This is a genomic window from Streptomyces sp. NPDC044003 (assembly GCF_056435185.1).
The window spans coordinates 673093-692977 of the sequence record NZ_JBWKFA010000003.1 but is presented as its reverse complement, the minus strand read 5'-3'; the positions used below and the strand labels follow the sequence as shown (position 1 = coordinate 692977).

14 protein-coding genes and 1 pseudogene are annotated in these 19885 nt (G+C 70.2%); 9 read left to right on the top strand and 6 right to left on the bottom strand.

The window, feature by feature from the left end; translation table 11 throughout:
* Positions 1-32 precede the first annotated feature (32 nt).
* A complete protein-coding gene (locus AC07AW_RS15015) occupies positions 33-569 on the top strand; it encodes an ATP-binding protein (protein ID WP_478815860.1) in 537 nt (178 codons plus the stop codon).
* A gap of 76 nt (positions 570-645) precedes the next feature.
* Positions 646-3534, top strand: coding sequence for a helix-turn-helix transcriptional regulator (locus AC07AW_RS15010; protein ID WP_478815859.1), 2889 nt, complete (start codon positions 646-648; stop codon positions 3532-3534).
* A gap of 228 nt (positions 3535-3762) precedes the next feature.
* Here the strand turns inward: AC07AW_RS15010 and AC07AW_RS15005 are convergent.
* From AC07AW_RS15005 to AC07AW_RS14990, 4 genes and pseudogenes are all read right to left on the bottom strand, one after another.
* Positions 3763-3910: pseudogene (locus AC07AW_RS15005) on the bottom strand (IS701 family transposase); the annotation flags it as partial.
* A 946-nt stretch (positions 3911-4856) separates the two neighbouring features.
* Positions 4857-5513 (bottom strand): peptidoglycan DD-metalloendopeptidase family protein, encoded by a 657-nt coding sequence (locus AC07AW_RS15000; RefSeq protein WP_478815858.1) that lies wholly within the window; start codon positions 5511-5513, stop codon positions 4857-4859.
* A 26-nt stretch (positions 5514-5539) separates the two neighbouring features.
* The gene (locus tag AC07AW_RS14995; protein WP_478815857.1) at positions 5540-6667 is read right to left on the bottom strand and encodes a peptidoglycan-binding domain-containing protein; all 1128 of its coding nucleotides are present in this window, start codon (positions 6665-6667) and stop codon (positions 5540-5542) included.
* Positions 6668-7335: 668 nt separating this feature from the next.
* Complete coding sequence (locus AC07AW_RS14990) at positions 7336-8310, bottom strand: transposase (RefSeq protein WP_478816251.1); 975 nt, start codon at positions 8308-8310, stop codon at positions 7336-7338.
* A gap of 324 nt (positions 8311-8634) precedes the next feature.
* Between AC07AW_RS14990 and AC07AW_RS14985 the strand changes: the two genes are divergently transcribed.
* From AC07AW_RS14985 to AC07AW_RS14975, 3 genes are all read left to right on the top strand, one after another.
* Positions 8635-8964, top strand: a complete 330-nt coding sequence (locus AC07AW_RS14985) for a hypothetical protein (protein WP_478815856.1) — start codon at positions 8635-8637, stop codon at positions 8962-8964.
* A 1223-nt stretch (positions 8965-10187) separates the two neighbouring features.
* Positions 10188-10958 carry a serine/threonine-protein kinase gene (locus AC07AW_RS14980; protein WP_478815855.1) on the top strand — a complete coding sequence of 257 codons (771 nt, stop codon included), beginning with the start codon at positions 10188-10190 and terminating at the stop codon, positions 10956-10958.
* On the top strand, positions 10952-11959 hold the full coding sequence (locus tag AC07AW_RS14975) for a WD40 repeat domain-containing protein (protein WP_478816250.1): 1008 nt from the start codon (positions 10952-10954) through the stop codon (positions 11957-11959). Before AC07AW_RS14980 ends, AC07AW_RS14975 begins: the two co-directional genes overlap by 7 nt.
* 380 nt (positions 11960-12339) lie before the next feature.
* Here AC07AW_RS14975 and AC07AW_RS14970 read toward each other — a convergent pair whose 3' ends face one another.
* Complete coding sequence (locus AC07AW_RS14970) at positions 12340-12585, bottom strand: MerR family DNA-binding protein (RefSeq protein ID WP_478815854.1); 246 nt, start codon at positions 12583-12585, stop codon at positions 12340-12342.
* 286 nt (positions 12586-12871) lie between these two features.
* Between AC07AW_RS14970 and AC07AW_RS14965 the strand changes: the two genes are divergently transcribed.
* From AC07AW_RS14965 to AC07AW_RS14950, 4 genes are all read left to right on the top strand, one after another.
* A complete protein-coding gene (locus tag AC07AW_RS14965; protein WP_478815853.1) occupies positions 12872-13225 on the top strand; it encodes an LAETG motif-containing sortase-dependent surface protein in 354 nt (117 codons plus the stop codon).
* A 515-nt stretch (positions 13226-13740) separates the two neighbouring features.
* Positions 13741-15093, top strand: a complete 1353-nt coding sequence (locus tag AC07AW_RS14960; protein ID WP_478815852.1) for a DUF4012 domain-containing protein — start codon at positions 13741-13743, stop codon at positions 15091-15093.
* A gap of 228 nt (positions 15094-15321) precedes the next feature.
* Positions 15322-16785 (top strand): glycosyltransferase family 4 protein, encoded by a 1464-nt coding sequence (locus AC07AW_RS14955; protein ID WP_478815851.1) that lies wholly within the window; start codon positions 15322-15324, stop codon positions 16783-16785.
* A gap of 145 nt (positions 16786-16930) precedes the next feature.
* Complete coding sequence (locus AC07AW_RS14950) at positions 16931-18085, top strand: glycosyltransferase family 4 protein (RefSeq protein WP_478815850.1); 1155 nt, start codon at positions 16931-16933, stop codon at positions 18083-18085.
* Here the strand turns inward: AC07AW_RS14950 and AC07AW_RS14945 are convergent.
* Positions 18066-19532 (bottom strand): oligosaccharide flippase family protein, encoded by a 1467-nt coding sequence (locus tag AC07AW_RS14945; RefSeq protein ID WP_478815849.1) that lies wholly within the window; start codon positions 19530-19532, stop codon positions 18066-18068. The genes AC07AW_RS14950 and AC07AW_RS14945 overlap by 20 nt on opposite strands.
* Positions 19533-19885 lie beyond the last annotated feature (353 nt).

Sequence of the window (19885 nt, the reverse complement as noted above, 5' to 3'; positions counted from 1 at the left end):
CGACCGTAGAGGAAAGAAGGGGGTCGCCGCACATGCCCCAGGAGTCCGAGATGATCGCCACGACCACCGCCCTCCGCCGTATTCCGGCCATCCCCGATCCGGCCGCGCCGGTGCCGCGGCGTGCCGGCGTCTGGGAGAGGACGGCCGTCTGCGCGATGTCCGCCGTTCCCGCCTCGGTGCCCGCCCTGCGGAGCTTCACACGGACATCGGCACGGCTCTGGGACGTCCCGGAGGATGTGGAGGCCGCGCTGGCCCTCGTCGTCACCGAATTGGTGACCAATGCGGTGCGGCACAGCGGAAGCCCGGACGTGACCCTGATTCTGGCCACGACGGCCGACATGCTGACGGTGCAGGTCAAGGACAGCGGCCGCTGGCGATCCCGGCAGGCCGAGGGCGTCGGCTTGCGGTACGTCATCGACGACCCGGCGTGCGGTGGACGCGGCCTGCGGCTGGTCGAGGAATACGCCGACAGGTGCACTCTGCGGCGCACGGCCGCCGGCACCCGCGTCATGGTGGAACTGTCCCTCTCTCCGACGGCCGCGGCCCGGCACCTGGAGCGACCGTACTAAGGACCTTGGGGGTCTCGGCCACGCTTGCCGCTCGTCACCGCCGGACCTAGCCTGACCAGGCAGGGAAGGTGGTGGCGTGGCACGGCCGAGGAGCCAGAAGGCGGCACCTGTCAGCGGCGGCTTCGTTTTCGTCGGCCGTCGACGGGAGCTCGACACGTTGCTGGCCGCCGTCCGGCACCCGCCGGCCGTCGTACTGATCGAGGGCGAGGCCGGAATCGGCAAGTCCCGCCTGGTGCACGAGGCCACCGCCGTGCTGACCGCCGAAGGACGGCACGTGCTGACCGGCTACTGCCAGCCGCTGCGCGAACCGTGCCCCTACGGTCCGGTCATCGACGCGCTCGCCAAGGCCGGCCCTTGGTTGCCCACCACGGACCTCCCGCCCGCCTCCGGCGCCCTCGCACCCCTGCTGCCCGACCTGGCGGACCGGCTCCCTCCGCCGCCGACTCCACTCGGCGACCCGCAGGCCGAGCGCCACCAGCTCGTCCGGGCCGTGCACTCCCTGCTCGCCGCCCTAGGCCCGGCGGTGGTCGTCGTCGAGGACATGCACTGGGTCGACGACGCCACCCGTGAGCTCCTCCTGCTGCTCGCGCGCGACCTGCCCGCCGAGCTGAGTCTGGTGCTCACGTACCGCGCCGAGGACCTGCCGCCCCTCACACCCGTCCTCGGCGCCGCCTACCGCCACCCGCCCGGCACCGGCGGCACGGTGATCACCTTGGCGCCGCTCACCGAGGCCGACGTCGCGGAGCTGGCCACCGCCGCCCTCGGCTCGCACACCACCCCTGGCCTCGTTAGAGCCGTGTACGACCGCAGCGAGGGCCTGCCTCTGGTCGCCGAAGAGGATCTGATCACCCTCGGCGAGCAGGGGCGGCGCGGCAGCGCCGAGGACGCCGCAGCGATCCTCGAACAGGCCCAGGTCCCCAGGGGGCTGCGCGAGGCGGTGACCGAGCGCCTGGCCGGACTCTCCTCAGCCGGCGCCGCGGTCGTCGACGCCGCCGCCATCCTGGCTGTCCCCGCCGCCGAGCCGCTGCTGACGGCCGTCGCCGGACTTGATCCCGATCAGGGCGCGCAGGGCCTCACCGACGCGTTGCGGGCCTCGGTGCTCCGCGAGGACGATGCCGGCCGATACGTCTTCCGGCACGTCCTCGCCCAGCAGGTCGCCTACCAGAACGTGCCGGGCCCCCTGCGCACCCGCCTCCACCGGCGGGCCGTCGAGGAACTCGAGGGGCAGACCCCGCCCCCACTGGTACAGATGGCCCACCACACGCTCGCCGCCGGAGACCGCGCAGCCTGGTCCCGCCGCGCCGAAGCCGCCGCCGACCAAGCCATCGCTCTCGGCGACACCGGCACCGCCGCCGCCTTGCTCTACCGGATGCTCGAACAGCCGGACCTCGGGGACGAGGTCCGTTCGCGAACCGCCCTCGCCCTCGCCCGGCTCTCGGTCGACAGCGCCGACCATGCCGCCACTGTCACCCTGCTGCGGCGGCTCATCGACGACCCGCGCCAGTCGGAGGCCACCCGAGGCGAGATCCGTCTGGGGCTCGGCCTGCTCATGGTCAACCACGACGGAGACCGCAACGGCTTCCGGGAGATCCGCCGATCGGTCGAGGAGCTGACCACCCGCCCGGACCGGGCCGCCCGGGCGATGGTCGCACTGGCGATGAACGAGCGCAGCGGCGGCTCCGACCAGGCATGGAAGTGGATCGACCAGGCCGAGCGCACCCTGCACGGCACCACCGACGACGCGGTGACCGCCGCCGTACAGGCCACACGCCTGACCCTCATGGCCCGGCAGGGAGACCCCGCCGTCTGGCCCCTGCTCGACCGTCTTCCCCGTGACTCCGGTGACCCCGGTGTGCTGCGGCAGACGGCCCGTGCCCTCTACAACGTCGGCGACATCGCCATCGAACTCGGACACGACCGCCGCGCCCGCGCCCTGCTCACCGAGAGCCGCGACCTCGCCCACCGCGCCGGCACCCCCCACCTGGAGTGCTACAGCCGGATCGCCCTGCTGCGCCTGAAAGGCCTCGCCGGCCACTGGGACGGCCTGGAGGAGGACTTCGCCGCCCTCGGCGCCGAATTCCCCGACATCGCCATGGCGGGCCACGAACAGGCTCTGCTGCTGGGCCGGTTGGCCAATGCCAGGGGCCAACGCTCCCGGGCTCTTGAGCAGCTGAGTCTCGCCGCCGGGTACGGGGAGCGCGAATCGCAGGTCACCACGGCGCTGCGGGCCGCGTCCGGCATCGCGGTCGTCCAGCTCGCCCAGGGCTCGCTCGAGGACGCCCTCGCCGTGATCGAGCCCGCCGTGGCGATGCTGCGCGAAGCCGCTGCCTGGGCGCGAGGGACCGGCGTGGTCCCTGTCGCGGTCGAGGCGGCACTGGCCCGCACCGATCGCCGGTACGCCCAGCAGCTCGCCGACGACGCCGAACGCGGCCTGCGCGACGCCGACACGCCCGCCGCCGACGCCGAACTCCACTTCGCCCGCGGTCTACTCCACCACGTCGGCGAACCCGCTGCGGCCGCGGAGCTCTTCACGCGGGCGCAGCGGCTCTGGAAGGAGATCGGCCGACCGTACGAGGCAGCCGAGGCGGCCGAGTACGCCGGTCGGGCATTCGCCCCCGAGCGGCCCGACGCCTCGACCGCCCACCTCACCGAGGCCCTCGACACCTACAGCCGCCTCGGGGCCACCGCCGATGCCGCCCGCTGCCGGGACACCCTGAGCCGACTCGGCCTGGTACAGCGGCCCACGCGCGGACGCCGAGGCTACGGTCACCAGCTGTCCCCGCGCGAGCGGCAGGTCGCCGAAATGCTGGCCCAAGGCTCCACCAACCAGGACATCGCTCAGGCGCTGTTCGTTTCCCCCCGTACCGTCGAGCAGCACGTGGCCCACGTCCTCAAGAAGCTCGGCACCACCCGCAAGGCCGTACGCGAAGCCCTTCCCGACACGGGGATCGACGACAGGACATGACCCCGGCCAGGTTCCAGGACATCCTGGCCGAGATGGCACCCGCACACCCCTACACCGCGCTGCCGGGGGGGGACGATAAAAGAGGACTGCCGTCCGGTCAGCCCGTCCGCGAACTCGGCCGTCATTGCGTCGGCGGCATGCGGTCGCTCCGCCGCGATCACGGCCTCGACGGCCCAGGGGTCGAGCTCGGCCGCCCAGACCCACCCACCCTTGTCGCCACAGCCGCCGCCAGGCATTCAGGTCATCGCGGATGGCGTCGGCGTCCCAGTATGCGTACCGTACAGCCGCTGCACCGGCCCGGGCCGGGCGTGACCGGCCTGTTCGGCCAGCTGCTCCAGCAGTTCTTGCGCCCGACGTTCGACAGCAGCCCGATCAGGTAGGCGCGGCCACGGGCCCGGGGCTCAACTCGACCCTCGAGGGCTGACGGCGAGCGCCGGTCAGCCGCGCACCTACGACGGCGACCGGCGAGACTCAGCATCCGTGGTGACCGGCGACGAAGCCCACGGACAGGACCCGCAGCTCCGGACAGCCTTGGAGGCTCGGAAGGTGGGCCCTCGTCGCAGCCACTACAGACGACGCTCCACCGACCAGATCACAAAACCGCACTGGAGTATCAGTCGTCCTCGGTCAAGCGCTCCAAGAGCCTCTCCCGGATCGCCTCGGAGAGAACAGGAGCCCGTTGCAACACCAGCGCTCAAGCCACTCTTCATCCGTCACGCCTGGTCAGCCACTTCCCATAAGAGGCGCCTGAGCTGAGATTTCGCCCGCCAAGGGGCGGTCGAGCATGTGAATCAGCTGAACGCCTTGGTTGCCGCCTACACAGGTGACGTCAAGCACGGGGCCGGGGACGGAAGCGGAGGGAGCCGTCGGCTTCAAACACTGACATCCGCCAGCGTCGCCCCGACGTCGAACAAGAGCACGGTCATCTCGGCGTCTCCGATGGTTGAACGGCGCACGTGGAATGTGGCTGGGCACTGATGGGCGCCCTGAGACGGTCCTCCCTGCGCGGTGACCCGCAGCCGTGCACACTGCTCCGATCGCCCACTTCATCCTCCGTCCGCGGTGGCGTTCCCGCATCACGAACTCAGAAGTGGTTCGGCAACTCTCCCAGGCGATCGGGCCGATTTCGCTGTCCGCCGCGATGGCGGCCTCTGCCTGGACGGTTGGCGTGGTCCCCGCGTATGCCGGGGTGTTCCCATGCCCAAGGGCGTGTGGGCGGGGCCGGCCGAGTCGGCCCCACCTATGCGGGAAAGGATTGCCTGCCGGGCTTCCGGGCCGGGCCATCATCGGAGCCCTGGCCCGGCACGGTGGCTCCGACCGCCTCACCACGCCGGCTTGCGGGTACGGGCATAGACGAAGGCGCCCGGCGGGTGGTCCTCGAAGTGGAGGTGCGGGCCGGTGACGTTGCCGGTCGCTCCGACCTTGCCCAGCTGTTGGCCCGCCCTGACCTGCTGGCCGGTGATGACGCCCCGCTTCGAGAGGTGGCAGTAGACGTACACCCGGCCGTTGTCGGCCTGGAGGCCGACCCAGCGGCCGTAGGCACCGCCGTTGTCGTTGGACCACTGGATGGAGCCGTCGCGGACGGCGACCACCGAAGTTCCCTGCGCCGAGGCATAGTCGTCCCCGGTGTGGTAGCCGGCTCGGTACCGCGGATTCTGGATGCCGTAACGGTAGGTGACGCGATGCCCGGGCACCGGGGAGGGCACCCTTCCCGAGTCCCCTTCGCCTTGGACTTCGAACCCGAAGCGGGCACCGAGCTTCTTGAGCGACTCCATTCCCGGGAGGCCGTCCGCGGCCGCGCCGGAGAAACCGAGGTGCCGCTGCCACTTGGCGTAGGCCTCTCTGGTGCGTTCACCGTAGACACCCGGGCCCGAGCTGAAGTCGAGTCCCACCGCCTGGGCAAGGGCCTCTTGGACCACCAGGACGCTGGCGTTGTGCGCACCTGGGTGCAGCTCCGACAGACGTACGACCTTGGACATGATGGGCATCCCTTCGGGGACCGTGATCAGTAGCCGCACGGTCCGCGGTTGGGGTCGAACTGGCAGACGCGGCCTGCGAGGTTCGTCCCGTCGCGGTACACGCCGTATCGAGTCATCACATAGTTCATGGCTGCGCAGATGTTGGCCACGCCGTCGTAAATGACCATTGACGTACCAGGCTGGTGGTGCGAGGCGAACGTCGTCGGGATGACCTGCATGACTCCGCGGGAGCAGTTGCGTGGATGGCCGTCGCTCTGCTTGGGCCCGGTGGCGTTGCTGTCCCAGTCATTCACCGCGTTGAACCGGTACGACGACTCGCGCCGGGCGGCGACCAGGATGCCCGGCACCCAATGAGTCTCCGGTACGCGAAGGATGTGGCAGGCCTCCTTGGCCGCCGTCGTGGTGCTTCCGTCCGGCACGTGATCGAACTTGACGCTCGACAGGGGGATGGCGGAGTTCCCTACGACCTCGCCGTCCGGCAGGACAGGCCGGTCGAAGAAGCTCAGCCCGCGGACCGTGAACCTCTGCCGACGGCCCAGTTCGGTGAGCGAGAAGCGCCCGAACACACCGTCCGCGTCGCCGTCGGTGAAGCCGAGCTTGCGCTGGAAGGCGGCCACCCCCGCTTTCGTACGCGGCCCGAACGTGCCTGGTGCCGCAGCGTAGTCAAGCCCCACTTCCGTGGCGAGCGCGCCCTGGACGATTCTCACTGAGGTGTTCCGCGCGCCGAACACGACCTCCGAGGCTGTCACCTCGATGTCCGAACGCGGCAGCACTGGACCGGCCCAGCGCCATGAGGCGACGGCCGTACCGCCCCGGTGATCGTCGGGGTCGGCGGTGGGCGGACAGCCGTCCTCGAACTCCGGCGCGAAGTAACCTACGACCTTCATGCTGCGCCGCTCCGTACTGTGCGAGTAGACGCCGAAGCCCTGGCCCGCGTCTTCGGCGTTCTCGGGAACGGTGTTGCCGCCCTTGGTGTAGACGTGGGTCTCGTCGAAACCGACCACGACCTCGGTGTGGCCGCCGTGGGACAGGTTCGTCCACGCCCCGATGGAGGGGTAGTCGGACCATTGATCGCGCGTCCTGGCCCATTCGGTGAAGACGGAGACGTTGTTGACCTTGGGAACGATGTGGTCCAGGCCGACGTCGGCGTACATGTCCCAGTTGAACATGACGCACCACGGTTCGCCGTCCTCGCCGAACTGCCTTCCGAACTGTGTCCGGTTGTCGTAACCGTTCCCCGGCACGTTCGTCTCGTACACGCCCTCGGGAACGCTCTGGAGGTGATCGACCAGTCTCCGCCATTGAGGTGCTGACATCGTCCGCCCATCCTTTCGATGAGTCGGCGTTCAGGTAATCCGAGAGGTTGGTACGGAGGCCACCACTTCCAGCGAATCAGCCTCGGCTGGTGATCGCCACCGGAGAGGGGCGGTTGCCCCAGCCGGCTTCGCTGACGTCGATCGGTCCTGATGCGGAGCCCATGACCGTATGGCCCTCGGGTGTCCTGCACTGTTGATCTGTCAGTCACTTCCGCGGCCTGCGCCAGGCTGATCCGGTCTCGCTGCGGCTCCTGAGCTGCCCGGTCGTCCCGATTCATGCGCATCCGGGTAACCAGGACGGTCGGCTCGACGCGGCCGAACTCGAACGCCTCGCGCTCGAGTTCGGCCGATCCCGCCCCCGGTGCGCCGGACGACTTACGTCGATCGTGTCGTGGCACGGTGCGGTGAAGGGTCGTTGTATTTCACAGCGCGTATCTGCATCATGCAGGGGTGGCGGGATGAGAATTCGCCGAAAACGGTCCTCAGGTCCTCGACGTTTCTGAACGTCATGGCCAGGCGCGGCACCTCCGTGTTAACCCTTCGCGGCCAACGCGGTCCGCTCCAGACTCCGCTGAAGTCCGTGGCGCACCGGGAGCGGGTCGTCGTGCAACTGCTGACCGAGCGGGGTAGAGCAGCACGTGATGACGGGTGCGGGCGAAGAACTCGCCGCCGATATGCCTTTCCTGCTTCCTGACGGCCTGGCTGACTCGCGCCGCGGTGACGTCGAGCCGTTCGGCGGTCCGGCCGAAGCGCAGCTCCTCAGCGAGTGTCAGAAAAATCTCGATGTTCTGATCTCCACGCGGCTCTCCATCAGTCTTGTCAACCGTCAGGCTAAAGCGCCTTGCGTGAAGGATCGTCGCCAGGAGCTCTGCTGGCGCGGGAGGCTGTATTGCCGAGGTCGCCGCGGGGCGGCACACCGGGTGGAACGCCTGAGGCAACTCAGGCACAACGCCCTGCCGATGCGACACCGAGTGAGCAGGAGGCAAACGCTCGCTCGACTCGGCCGCGGATCGTTCCCCGCTTTCTACAGCAGGCCCCGACCAAGATCCGGACCATTCACGGACCAGAATGCCGACTACGAGCCCCACGGCAGCCCCTGCGCATGTCAGCGCCGTGTTGCCGCTGTACCACCAGCAGCGGTATCCGAAGGGCCAAGAGATCGACCTCTCGATCTTCCACCGGTGTCTTCCGAGGCGTTCGGAAGACTCCACGCCCGGCCGGGCGATCCGTGGAGTGATGTTGCGTTCACTTAGCCACGCCAGGTTGCCGGCCGAGTGGTAGGCCTTATCGGCCCGGACCTTGTTGGGGTGTCTCCGGCGGGGGCCGCGGCGTGAGCGGAAAGCCGGGATCCCGAGGATGAGCGGGCGGAGCGCTTGGACGTCGTTGACGTTCGCAGCGGACACCCCGACGACCACGGGCAGTCCCTGCGCGTCGGTCAGAACATGTAGTTTGCTTGCCCGCTTTGCCTCGGTCGACCGGATTCGGCCCCGTCAGCGGACCCCCTTCACCCGCTGGTCAGCACGTACACGATGGCTGTGAACACGGCGCGTTGGTCGATCGGCGCGGTGCACCGCCCTGCGGGCGCGAGCGGACGGACGGCAGTGCCGGCTCGACTATTGCCCATAGATCATCTGGCACGAGCCGCTGCGACAGATCCCCACCCATGAACGATCATGATGCCGCTGTCGGGCGGCCCCGGCGACGGTTCGGTGTAGGCGTTGGGCTGATTGCCCTCGCCACCTCAGAATGGGCGCCTGGCTCCTCCTCCCATCGACCCACGCCCGCTGAACGCCGACGAGCGCACAGTGCTCCAACACGTCCTGTCGGCGGAGTTCGCCGGCGCATCACAACTGCGGGGCCAGCTGGACCACACCGAGGTGATCGCCGTCTGGGGGCCCGACTCCGTGAGCGTCAACCTGCGGGTCCGGGAACCTTGCGAGCGTGCGGCACTGCCGAAAGAGCTCGTGCCCGTAGACGCACACGTCCACGACCCGTCCGGCGCCTACGTCGGCGAGATCCTCGTATGGACGGACCAGGGAGCCACACTCGCGGCCCTGGAGTTCGCCTGGACCACCGACGAGATGCCCACATCTCTCCCGGCCGTCGTGGACGGCCGGCTCAGCTGGCCAGCCTGACAGACTGTCCCCACCCTGAGCACCAGCAGTAGACAAGACCGCCACATGAGACATCGTCTTAGGGAGGGGATCGCGTCTGCACCGAAGCTCACGGTTCATCCCACCGACATCCCGCTCCTGACCAGCTCTTCCGGACCAGTCACGGACCACACTCGGGCTCACTTCACCGGCGCCTCACCCCGGCTGACGCGACCCCACTCCTCCATGGATTGCTCGATGAGGCGGTTGGCCTGCTCCCGCACGCCGTCCAGGAACTCGGCGTAGTGACGGAAGAGAACCTCGATGCTCCGACCCGCGCGGCGAGCGCATTCGGCCGGGTCCACACCGGAGTACAACCAGAACGAGATGCCTGCGTGTCGGAGATCGCAGGGCCACGCCGAGGCGGTCGATGTTGCACGGAGGACACGCACGAACTGTGGCGGGACGGGTACGGGCTGGGTGGCGGTAGCCGCACTGCACTTGAAGGACGCCTCCAGACAAGGACCGCGCCCGCACTGCAGAGCAACTGCCCCAAGAAGCCGTGCAACCTGTGCCGGATCGGGAGCGGCAGCGGGGTCGATCCTCTCGTTGGCCCCCGGAGCCTTCCACCGAAGTCCGTGGAGGAGGTTCTCCGCGAAGTATCCTTTCCCAACTGCCGTGTTGAGCACTTCGTTGAAAGCAGACCGCTTGCGGATGCCTTGTGCCGGAGGACATAGCGACGAGTACGCCGCCGGCCCGGCCTCGCCCGCACTCCGCCGCCGTCGAGAATCGCCCCGTCGGGCGATCGGCCCCATGGACGTACGCACGGACGCGATCGGACGCCGCCGTTGGGCGCCGCGCGGGCGTTCGCCGAGCAGCTGCGGGATAAGCGAGGGCCGGCGCCTGCCCCGTCCCCCTACGGGGGCCTCTACCGCATCCCCAACCAGCAAGATCGCGAACTACAGTTGAAGTACTAGGGTGACCGGCATGACGAGCGCAGCCGGTGAGCTGGTGGGTGGGCGTTACCTACTGGTCGAGGCGATCGGTCAAGGCGGAATGGGTCGCGTTTGGCGTGCTCACGACGATCGTCTCGACCGTGAAGTGGCGGTCAAGGAAGTGTTGGTGCCGGACGACCCGGCATCGGGTCTGCGGTCCGAGCTGATCGCACGGACGGAGCGGGAAGCGCGGGCCGCAGCCCGGCTCCGGCACCCTGGTGTGGTGGCCGTGCACGACGTGGTCCATCACCGTGCGTTCCGTGGATCGTCATGGAGTTCGTCGCCGGACCCTCGCTCCGGGAACTCATCAGGACACAGGGCCCCTTGAGCTGGGAGCGCGTTGCGGCACTCGGCGTCGGAATCGCGGATGCCCTCGCGCACGCCCACGCCGCCGACGTGGTCCACCGTGATCTCAAACCCGACAACATCCTCCTCACCGGGAACCGACCGGTCATCACCGACTTCGGCATCGCCCGACTCCTGGACGCCACCCAGCACCTGACGGCAACAGACACCATCATCGGCACACCGCAGTTCATGCCTCCGGAGCAGCTGGAGGGCCGCCGCGTCGAGGCTCCGGCGGCCCTGTGGGCGCTCGGTGCCACGCTGTACGCGGCGGTCGAAGGACGGCCGCCGTTCGATGGGCCGACCCTGACCGCGGTCATCACGGCCGTGCTGACGCAACCTGCCCCGGTTTCCGCACAGGCGGGGCCGCTGGCGGAGCTGCTCGGTGAACTCCTGACCAAGGACCCGACGGCGCGTCCCGACGCCGAAGCCGTCGTGCAGAGGTTGCGAGCCCTCAGGGCTCTGGCGGGCAGGACCGAAGCCCCCAGGCGCACGCCCACGGTGATTGTGGGCCTCGACCCTGTACCCGACCCTGGCCACGCGCCCGCCCCGCTATCCGTTACGGGTTCGCCGACATGCCCACCGCCTCTGCCGTTCCAGACGCGCTCGAAGGCGCTGCGCGTCTCGCGGATCCGCCCGGCCCCCGCCGTCGTAGTGTCCTCCTGGGTGGACTGGCCGCCCTCGCCGCGGTGGTAGGAGCTTCAGCCATCGCCGCAAGGCAGTTCAACGGGGACGGGGCTGAGGAAGCTCCGCCGTGGACCGCACTGACAGGTGCTCAGAGCCGGGTGATGTCCCTGGCGTTCAACCCCGACGGCACTCTCCTCGCCGGGGGATGCGAGGACGACACCGTGCGGCTCTGGAACGTGGCCACCCGCACCCTCACCGCCACCCTCCAAGTGCCGCCGGACCCTGCCCGTGACGACTGTCCGATCGAGGTACGCGAGGTCCGATTCAGCCCGGACGGCAGGACGCTGGCCATTGGCACCAACGCCCCATATCCCGTGTGCACCTCTGGGACGTGGCAACCCGCACCCTCACCCGTACCTTGGATCGCCGTGGCCCCGTGTCCGTACCCGATGGTCTTCAGCCCGGACAGCAAGACCATCGCGACGTACGGAGGCGAGGGCGATGTCCTGCTCTGGGAAGCCTCCACCGGTGCGCTCGCGGGCACGGCCGGCGGTGACTGGGAAGCGGTGACAGCCCTCGCGTTCAGCCCCGACGGGAAGGCCCTCGCCGTCGGGGCTGAGGACGGGAAACTCCGGCTCTGGGAGCCGGGCTCGGGCTCGAAGCCGGTAGAGCTGAACGCCGTGAACAGCGGCTTGCAGTCAGTGGCGTTCACGGCCGACGGAAACGCCGTCATCAGCGGGAGCGACAGGATGCGCATGATCAGCAGGACCGACTCGAGCACCACGCTGTTAGGCACAGAGCGGGCCGACTGGGTGATGCCGAGCCCGGACGGCGACTCGATCGCCGCCGCCTCCTACCTCAGCGGTGGCGCGAAGCTGTTCCTGTGGTCCACCGCGGCACGAACCGTCACGGGCGAGGCTGAGGTCGGCGAAGGGCCGGTCGCCCTCAGCCCCGGTTGGGACAGGCTGGCCACAGGTGGCAGCGACAACTCGGTGCGGCTGTGGCCCTTCTCGCTTCATCACCCGCCCGGGTACATTCGCACGCCCGTGCCCACGCGCACCTCCGATTGACCCCGGGAGTGCCGCCCCGGCGGAAACGCAGGGCCGGATTCAGGTGTTCACTCCCTGGTCCGGTGTGGCGCCCAGCAGCACCCGGGCCCAGGCTTCCAAGGAGGCGTCGGCGGACTTCTGTCGGCCGCGGACGCCAGCGACCCAGCCCCGCGCGAACGCGGTCGGTACCGAGATCAGCCCGGCGGTCTGGAGCGGGAGGATGTGTTCTCCGCGATCGCTTCGGAAGGGGCACCGAGGGTCGACTAGCTACGACGAGCCCTCGCGGCGGCCGGCTGGACGAGCCGTGCGACGACTGCTGTGCGCTGGACGCCCTGGACCTGGTCGGACGGGGGCGGCCGGGGTCGCCTCGCTCCCGCCGCGGGCGGACAGCGAGCCGTCCATCAGGCCGTGACTCCCGGTTCGCCCCGGCCGGCGACCCGGCCGGCGCGGTCGCGGGCGGGCTGGAGGGTGTCGCGCAGAGCGGTGAGGTCGGCGATGCGGCGGTCGATCTCGGTGAGGTGCTCGTCGAGGAGGCCGGTGACGGTGCCGCCCGTGTCGTGGACTCCACCAGCGCGTTGTCGTACGCGTCGCCGTCCGATGCGATCGAGGCGTCGATACCGGCATCGATCTCGTCCCGGTGAACCCACTGGCGCGGCCTCTCGGTCGTGCCGATGCCGAGCTTCGCGGCGACCGCCTTCATCGTCGGGCCGCGACTCGGCGACCATGCGCACCGCACGACGGCGCAGCTCAAGCGGGTACCGGGAAGGACGTGCCAGGACTCGATCCACTACACCATCCGATGGCTTCTGGGCGCTTTTGCATTATTGATCTTATCCGCGTCCTATCTCTCTATTTATCCGTCCAGGTCTCCTGGGTGACCACCGCCCAGGCAGCAACCGGCTCGCCGTACTGAAGTCGAGGAGAGTGGAGAAGATGACGACATCGCCGAGATGGCGATCTGTCGCGGCCGCAGCCGCCACAGCCGCCGCGCTCGTCGTAGCACCCCTGGCAGGTGCGGGCCCCGCACTTGCCACGGCCGACCCCCACCCGTCTCATCCGACGACGCCCGGCCACCCTTACCCGCCGAAGCCGCACCATCCCTATCCGCCGAAGCCGCCGAAGCCGCATCACCCGGACAAGCCGGATCACGGGGACCACCCCCACCATCCGCACCTCGCGGACACCGGTGACGACAACAGCGGCGTGATTCTGGGTGGTGTCGCGGCCGCTCTGGTCGCGGCAGGTGCCGGCACTGTGCTCGTCGTGCGCCGCCGTCGCCAATCATGACGGCACGACGACCCCGTATGACATTCGGCGGGCGTCCCGGGCGTACCCGGGACGCCCGTCGGGCGCGTCGGCGCATCCACGGTCCTGGGGCCAGGAAGGTGCTGCTCGCAGCCGCCGTCCTTCCCTCGGCGGCGGCCGCCTGGATCCTTGTCACGGGCGGGCTCGCCGTCGCCGAGCTTCGCGCCGCCCAACACGACCTGAACGCGCTCCGGGAGTCGGTCGCGGCGTCGGCGTCCACGGGGTTTCCGGGGGGCGCCTCAGGGTCGCCCGGGGAGTCCGATCAGGAGCGCTTGCTGCGTTCGGCGGCCGCGCATGCCTCACGCGCCCACGACCTCACCACTGGGCCTGCTTGGTACACAGCCGCCCAGCTACCTTTCTTCGGAAGGCCGTTCGAGACCGGACGGGGCATCGCAGACGCCTCGGACAGACTGGCCCGAGACGTCCTGCCCCCGCTGGTGCGAGCCGTCCCCCGGCTCTCGGCCGGTGCTCACGCGAAGGGTGCCGCACACGCTCTCGTGGGGCTGGAGAGCGAGGCGCCCGCGTTCGCCCGAGCCGCGCGTGTCGCCGCCGAGGTGCAGCAGGACATCGCCCGCCTCCCCCACTCCAGCTGGCTGCCGGCGAGCGACCGCGGCCGTGCGGATCTATCAGATCAGCTCGACCGTCTCGTCCCGGGGACGCGCGACGCCGCCGTCGCGGCCCGCGTGCTGCCGTCGATGTTCGGGGCGCACGGGCCGCGGCGCTACTTCCTCGCCTTCCAGAACACGGCCGAGGCCCGGGGTACCGGCGGCCTCCCGGGAGCCTTCGCCGTCCTGCGGGCCGACCGGGGCCGGCTGTCCTTCGAGCGCTTCGGGAACAACACCGAGCTGGACGGACTCCGCGCGGATGTGAACCTCGGAGCCGAGTTCGCCGACAGGTACGGGAGCAACGAGCCCGGCAGCGCATGGGCGAACTCCAACATGAGCCCGCACTTCCCGTACGCGGCCCGCATCTGGGCCGGGTACTGGCGCGCGCACACCGGTCAGCACATCGACGGCGCGATCGCCGTCGACCCCGGCACCTTGGGCCTGCTTCTGCGCGTCGCCGGGCCGGCCCGCCTGCCCGACGGCACCGCACTCACCGCCGACAACGCCATGGACCTCACCGAGCGGACCAGCTACGCGAGTTACGAGGACACAGCCGAGCGCAAGGCGTTCTTCGTCGAGGCCGCGCGGGCAGCCGCCGAGCGGATGATGAACGCGGTCGAGGACCCGAAGCTGCTTCCCGCTCTCCTGGGCGCCGTCCGCGATGTTCAGCAGGCAGGCCGCCTCCAGGTGTGGAGCGCGAACGCGGACGAGGAGCGGCTGCTGATGTCGGGGGCGTTCGGAGGTGCCCTGCCCGACACACCCGGTCCCTTCGCAGGGCTCGTGGTGAACAACGCGGCCGGCACCAAACTGGACTACTACCTGGATCGAAGCCTCGTCTGGGCGCCGGGTGCCTGCGCGGACACCGGCCGATCGGTCACCGCGACGGTGACGCTCACCAACCGGGCACCGACCTCGGGCCTGCCCGCGTACGTCACTCAAAGGGTCGACGCTCCGCCCTACCGGACCCTCCCAGGCGACAACCGGCTGCTGGTCGACTACTACGCCGGTCAGGGAGCGACTCTGGAGGGGGCCACTCTCGACGGCCGCCCAGTCGAGCTGATCCCCGGTGTCGAGCGCGGCCACCCCGTCTACACACTCGACCTGGAGCTGCCCCGGCAGTCCAGCCGCACGCTGGTGCTGCGCCTGCGCGAGCCCGACGCCGACCGCCCCCCGACGATTCTCCGGCAGGCCCTGGTGACACCACTGAGAGCCACGGTGAAGCGGGCCGCTCCATGCCGCGGCTGACCAGGGACCATTCGAGGACGCGCTCGGCTCCGATCGTGTCGCCGTCGGCGGACGCGAAGAAGCCGATTGGGGTAATAATCGCCGAAACGCCATGACAGTGATGTTTTCGGTCGCCTTGAATCCTAGGCTGACACGTGATCTCTGGCGTCGGCTCGACCGAAGCCGCCACGCGCTCGTCAGCCACGTGCCGCTGCACCGACCGGGTCCCGCAGCGGATGGAGAGGACTCATGCGCCAGGAACAGGCAGAGAAGGCGGGACGCCCCGCCGGCCTCCCCGCCGCGGCAGGGAGCGCCGACGTGGGTACCGACAGCCCGGAAGGGGCCGAGTCGGCGCTCGGCGGTGCGACACGGGGGCTGCACATCGTACTGGTCGCATACGGCTGCGATCCCACGCGCGGCAGTGAACCGGCCGTCGGGTGGGGATGGGCCGAAACCCTTGCGGAACGTGGGCACACCGTAGAGGTCCTGACCCACCCCGACCGGGACAACGAGCGCCAGATCAGGCTTCGGGCCGCAGAGCTGGGGGACGTGGGGCGGCGGATCAGACCTCACGTCATCCCGGTGCCCGACCTCCCGTCCTGGGCTGCTCTGCTGCCGGGCTTCGTGCGCGACAGCGCCCGGGAGTTCCTGCGTTACGACGGCTGGCAGCGCCGGGCCCTGGCCCACGCGCGCACCCATGGGCTCGACCGGGCCGATCTGGTTCACCACGTCTCGTACGTATCCCTCCAGGGCGGCTGTGCGCTGTACCGTCTGGGACCGCCTTTGGTGTTCGGTCCCGTCGGCGGTGGCCAGATCGCACCGCACAGCCACCGGCGTTACCTTGGCCCGGCGTATCTGCTGGAAGTCGTGCGGACCTTGCGGGTGCGCCATCTGGGCCGTCGGCCGTTGTGCCGCGCGACGCTTCGCGAGGCGGCGGCGGTCCTGGTCACCAACTGGGACACGGACCGGAGGGCTCGCCGTCTGGGCCGCACCGATGCGTGCCTGATGCTGGCGGACGGGATCCACGAGTCGGTGATCCGCCAGCCGCTGGAGGCCCCGCCGGCGTGGTCCGCCCTTCACCCTCCGACGATTCTGTGGGTCGGCGGACTGACGGCGCACAAGGCGCCCGAGCTGGCGCTGCGGGCGATGGTGCATGTCCGGGCGGAACATCCTCGGGCGCGCCTCGAATTCTTCGGCGACGGACCGCTGCGGCTCTCCCTGGAGCGACTCGCCCGGCGTCTGGGGGTGAGCGAGTCCGTCGTCTTCCATGGTGACGTGCCCTGGACGGATCTGCGCACGGCCTACGACGCTGCGGATGTCTTTCTGATGACAAGCCTGCGCGACTCGTTCGGCGCCCAGTCGCTGGAGGCATGGGCGAGAGGCTTGCCGGTGGTCCACATCGGTCACCAAGGCATCGGTGATTTCTCGGCCCCCGGCGGGGCGGTCTCCGTGCCGCTCGGCAACCCCGCCGATCTGCCGCAACGCCTCGCGAACGCACTCAGCGCCGTACTGGGCGACGAAGAGACACGCCACGGTATGCGCGCAGCTGCGTTGGCATGGGCGCGGAAGCACACGTGGACGGCGAAGGCCCGAGCCGCCGAAGAGCTCTATCGCGTCGTCCTGTCCAGCGGAAGGCCGGCTGCCGCGACCTCCGCCGAAGACCGTCCCGGACGGGGCGTGGCCGAAGCCGCCGCCCTCTCGAAGACCACTTGAAACAGGAGGTGGAACGAGTGCCGTCACCACAACCCACGCTCGGCGTGATCGCAGTCTCCACCCGGCGAGGCATGAGCTCCCTTCCTCGCGGTGGCGTGCCAGGACACCGGCTCGCCGTGTGCTCGCCCCGCCTCGGGACAACCGGATGACCCCGCTGCGCATCGCCGTCGTCCACAGCTTCTACTCCTCCGGGCAGCCCAGCGGCGAGAACGAGGCCGTGCGCGACCAGGTCCGCGCCCTGCGGAACGCCGGACACGAAGTGGCCCTGGTGGCCGCGCACACCGACACGCTGGCCCGCAGCCGCGTCTACCCGGTGCGGGCGACCGTGACGGTGGCCTCCGGCAGGGGCCGGAGCCCGATCGCCGAGCTGCGGGCCTTCGCCCCTGATCTGGTGCACGTCCACAACCTGTTTCCGAACTTCGCCCGCGGCTGGGTGCGCGCCTGGGACGGCCCGTTGGTCGCCACCCTGCACAACTACCGTCCGTTGTGTGCCGGCGCGACCCTCTCCCGCGACGGCGCCCCTTGCACCAGCTGCCTCGACGGCGACCGCTGGGCGGGTGTCCGGCACGGCTGCTACCGCGACTCCCGGCTCGCCACGGCACCACTGGCGTGGGCCAACAGGCGGGGGGCGACGGGCGATCCGCTGCTGCGTCGCGCCGACCGGCTCATCATGGTGTCCGAACTCGGGCGCAGGATGTACCTCCGAGCCGGGATCGCCGCCGACCGCATTGCGCTGATCCCCAACTTCGTCGACGAGCCGGCCCCCTGCACGGACGGTGCATCGGACAAACGGTGGGTCTTCGCCGGTCGGCTCAGTCCGGAGAAGGGCGCCCTGGACCTGCTCCGTCGCTGGCCGGAGTCGGCGCCGCTGGACATCATCGGCGACGGTGAACTCCTCGGCCGGGCCCGGGCCACGGCACCCTCATCGGTGCGGTTTCTCGGCCGTCTGGACCGCGCGGAACTGCGCCGACGGCTGCCGTCGTACCTCGGCCTCGTCTTCCCGAGCCGCTGTCTGGAGGGCGCCCCCCTGGTTCAGGTCGAGGCGTTGGCCGCCGGGCTGCCCATCCTCGCCTTCGACGGTTCGTCGGTCGCCGAGTCCGTCCGATCCCTCGGGACCGGTGCGGCCGTCGGCTGGGAGAAACCGCTGGCGCCCGTCCTGGCTGACGCGGCCGAACGGTTCCCCGCCCTGCGTGCGCACTGCCGCCGTGTCTTCGACACGTACTTCACCGAAGACGCCTGGCTGCGGCAGGTCGAGCGGCTCTATCACGAGGCCCTCGGGATCAGCCCGCTCGCCCCGTGACCATTCCGCGGGAGACGGCCGCCGAGTACAACGGGAGCCTGCGGCGCAGCACGACACACACCAGGGCCACCGGGACCATGCCCAACAGACCGTGCAGGACCTTCGCCGGCGCCCCGACACCGTAACCCGCTGCCAGATACCCGCTGCCGTACAGCGCGACCCCGACGGCCGCATGGACGGCATACGGCCGGACGAGCGCCGACAGACGGCACAGTCCGGCCCGGTGCCAGCGGACGAGCTGATCCACGTGCCCGACGCCGGCCGCGACGGACGCGGCCACGGCCACGAGCGCCATGCCACGACCGGCCGCGACCGCAAGCCCCACGAGCACCACCGTGGCCGCCAGGACGAGCAGTTGGGTCCTCAGCAAGCTGCCCATCTCCTTGCGGATCTCGTCCACGGCATAGCTGACCTGACAGAGCAGGACGAGCGGGGCGCCTGCTGCCAGGACCGGCACCAGCGCACCTGCCGCTCCCCATCCGGGCCCGAGCAGGAGGCTCAGCGCGGCCGGGCCCACCCCCGCCAGCACGCCGAAGGAGACGCACGCGACCGCGGACGTCGCGCTGAGCACATCGGACAGCACCGTGCCGAGCGGCCGCCCTTCTGCGTTGATGCGGGCCAGTGAGGGCATGACCGCACGCCTCAGGCTCTGGCAGAGCATGGCGACCGGCAGGCCCACCGCGAGCGTCGTGCGGGAGAACTGACCCGCTGCGGCCGGTCCGAGGAACCGGGTGACGGCGAACAGGGTGGCATCGGCCGCCGTCATCTGGATCATGCCGTAGCCGGCGAAGGCTCCGGAGATGCGGAGCATCTCGCGAGGCGGCACGTGAGGGCCGTCCGCGAGCGGCAGGCGCGCCAGCGACACCGCGGTCACCACGAGCGTCACCGAAGGCGTCACCACCTGGGCGGCCACGAGTCCGTACGGACTCCAGCCGAGGGCCAGCAGGACAGCGCCGACCGCCATGCCGGCGAACTGGGCCACGGTCTCGGTGAGCGCGCAGAACCGCGCGCGATCCAGGCGGCGCAGTGCCGCGACGGCTACCTGCGAGGCCGGCTGGGCAAGGAAGTACATGCCGTAGAGCTGCACCAACGAAGCGACCTGGGGCATTCCCCACACGGTGGCCGCCAGCGGCGCCAACGCCTGGCTCACGGCACAGCAGAGCACACCACTCAGCACGGAGACGCGGTACGCGCACCGGACGGTCTGCCGGGTCAGCTCCTCGGCACGCAGCAGATAGGTGGCGAGTCCCGCTCCGGCGACGTACCCGAGCACGGTCGTGGCCGCGGCGGCTGCGGCGAAGGCGCCGAAGCTCTCAGGAAGGACGACGCGAGCGGTGTAGGCGGTGTAGCAGAGCTGGAGCACCGTGGCGACGATCGCCGAGGCATAGTTCCAGACCAGGGCGACCATGGTGGTGCGCGCCTCGGGTGCTGCGGTGTCGGTGGACAAGGGCTCCCCATGTCTCAGAACCTGCCGCGGGCGGTGCGGACCGCGGAAACCGTCGGGCGAAGGGCGAGGGGAGGGCAGGGCGGCAGGAACAGACGGTCCGGGTCCCCCCGTGCAGCGTGATACTCCGTCAGCAGCGGCCGCTCTCCCACGAACGACATCCCCTGACCTACGACATTCTCGAGTCGGGGCCTTACATCGTTCGGTAGACGGGCCCAGGACTCGTCCGTTCGTGGGATGTTCGTGCCGCGCTGCACCCTGAACGGCCGGCCGCCGGTCTCGATCGACGGGTTCGCGTCCGGCCGGTCGGCGAAGGAGACACGGCATCACCGAGCGGCATCCGGGAAGCACATCGG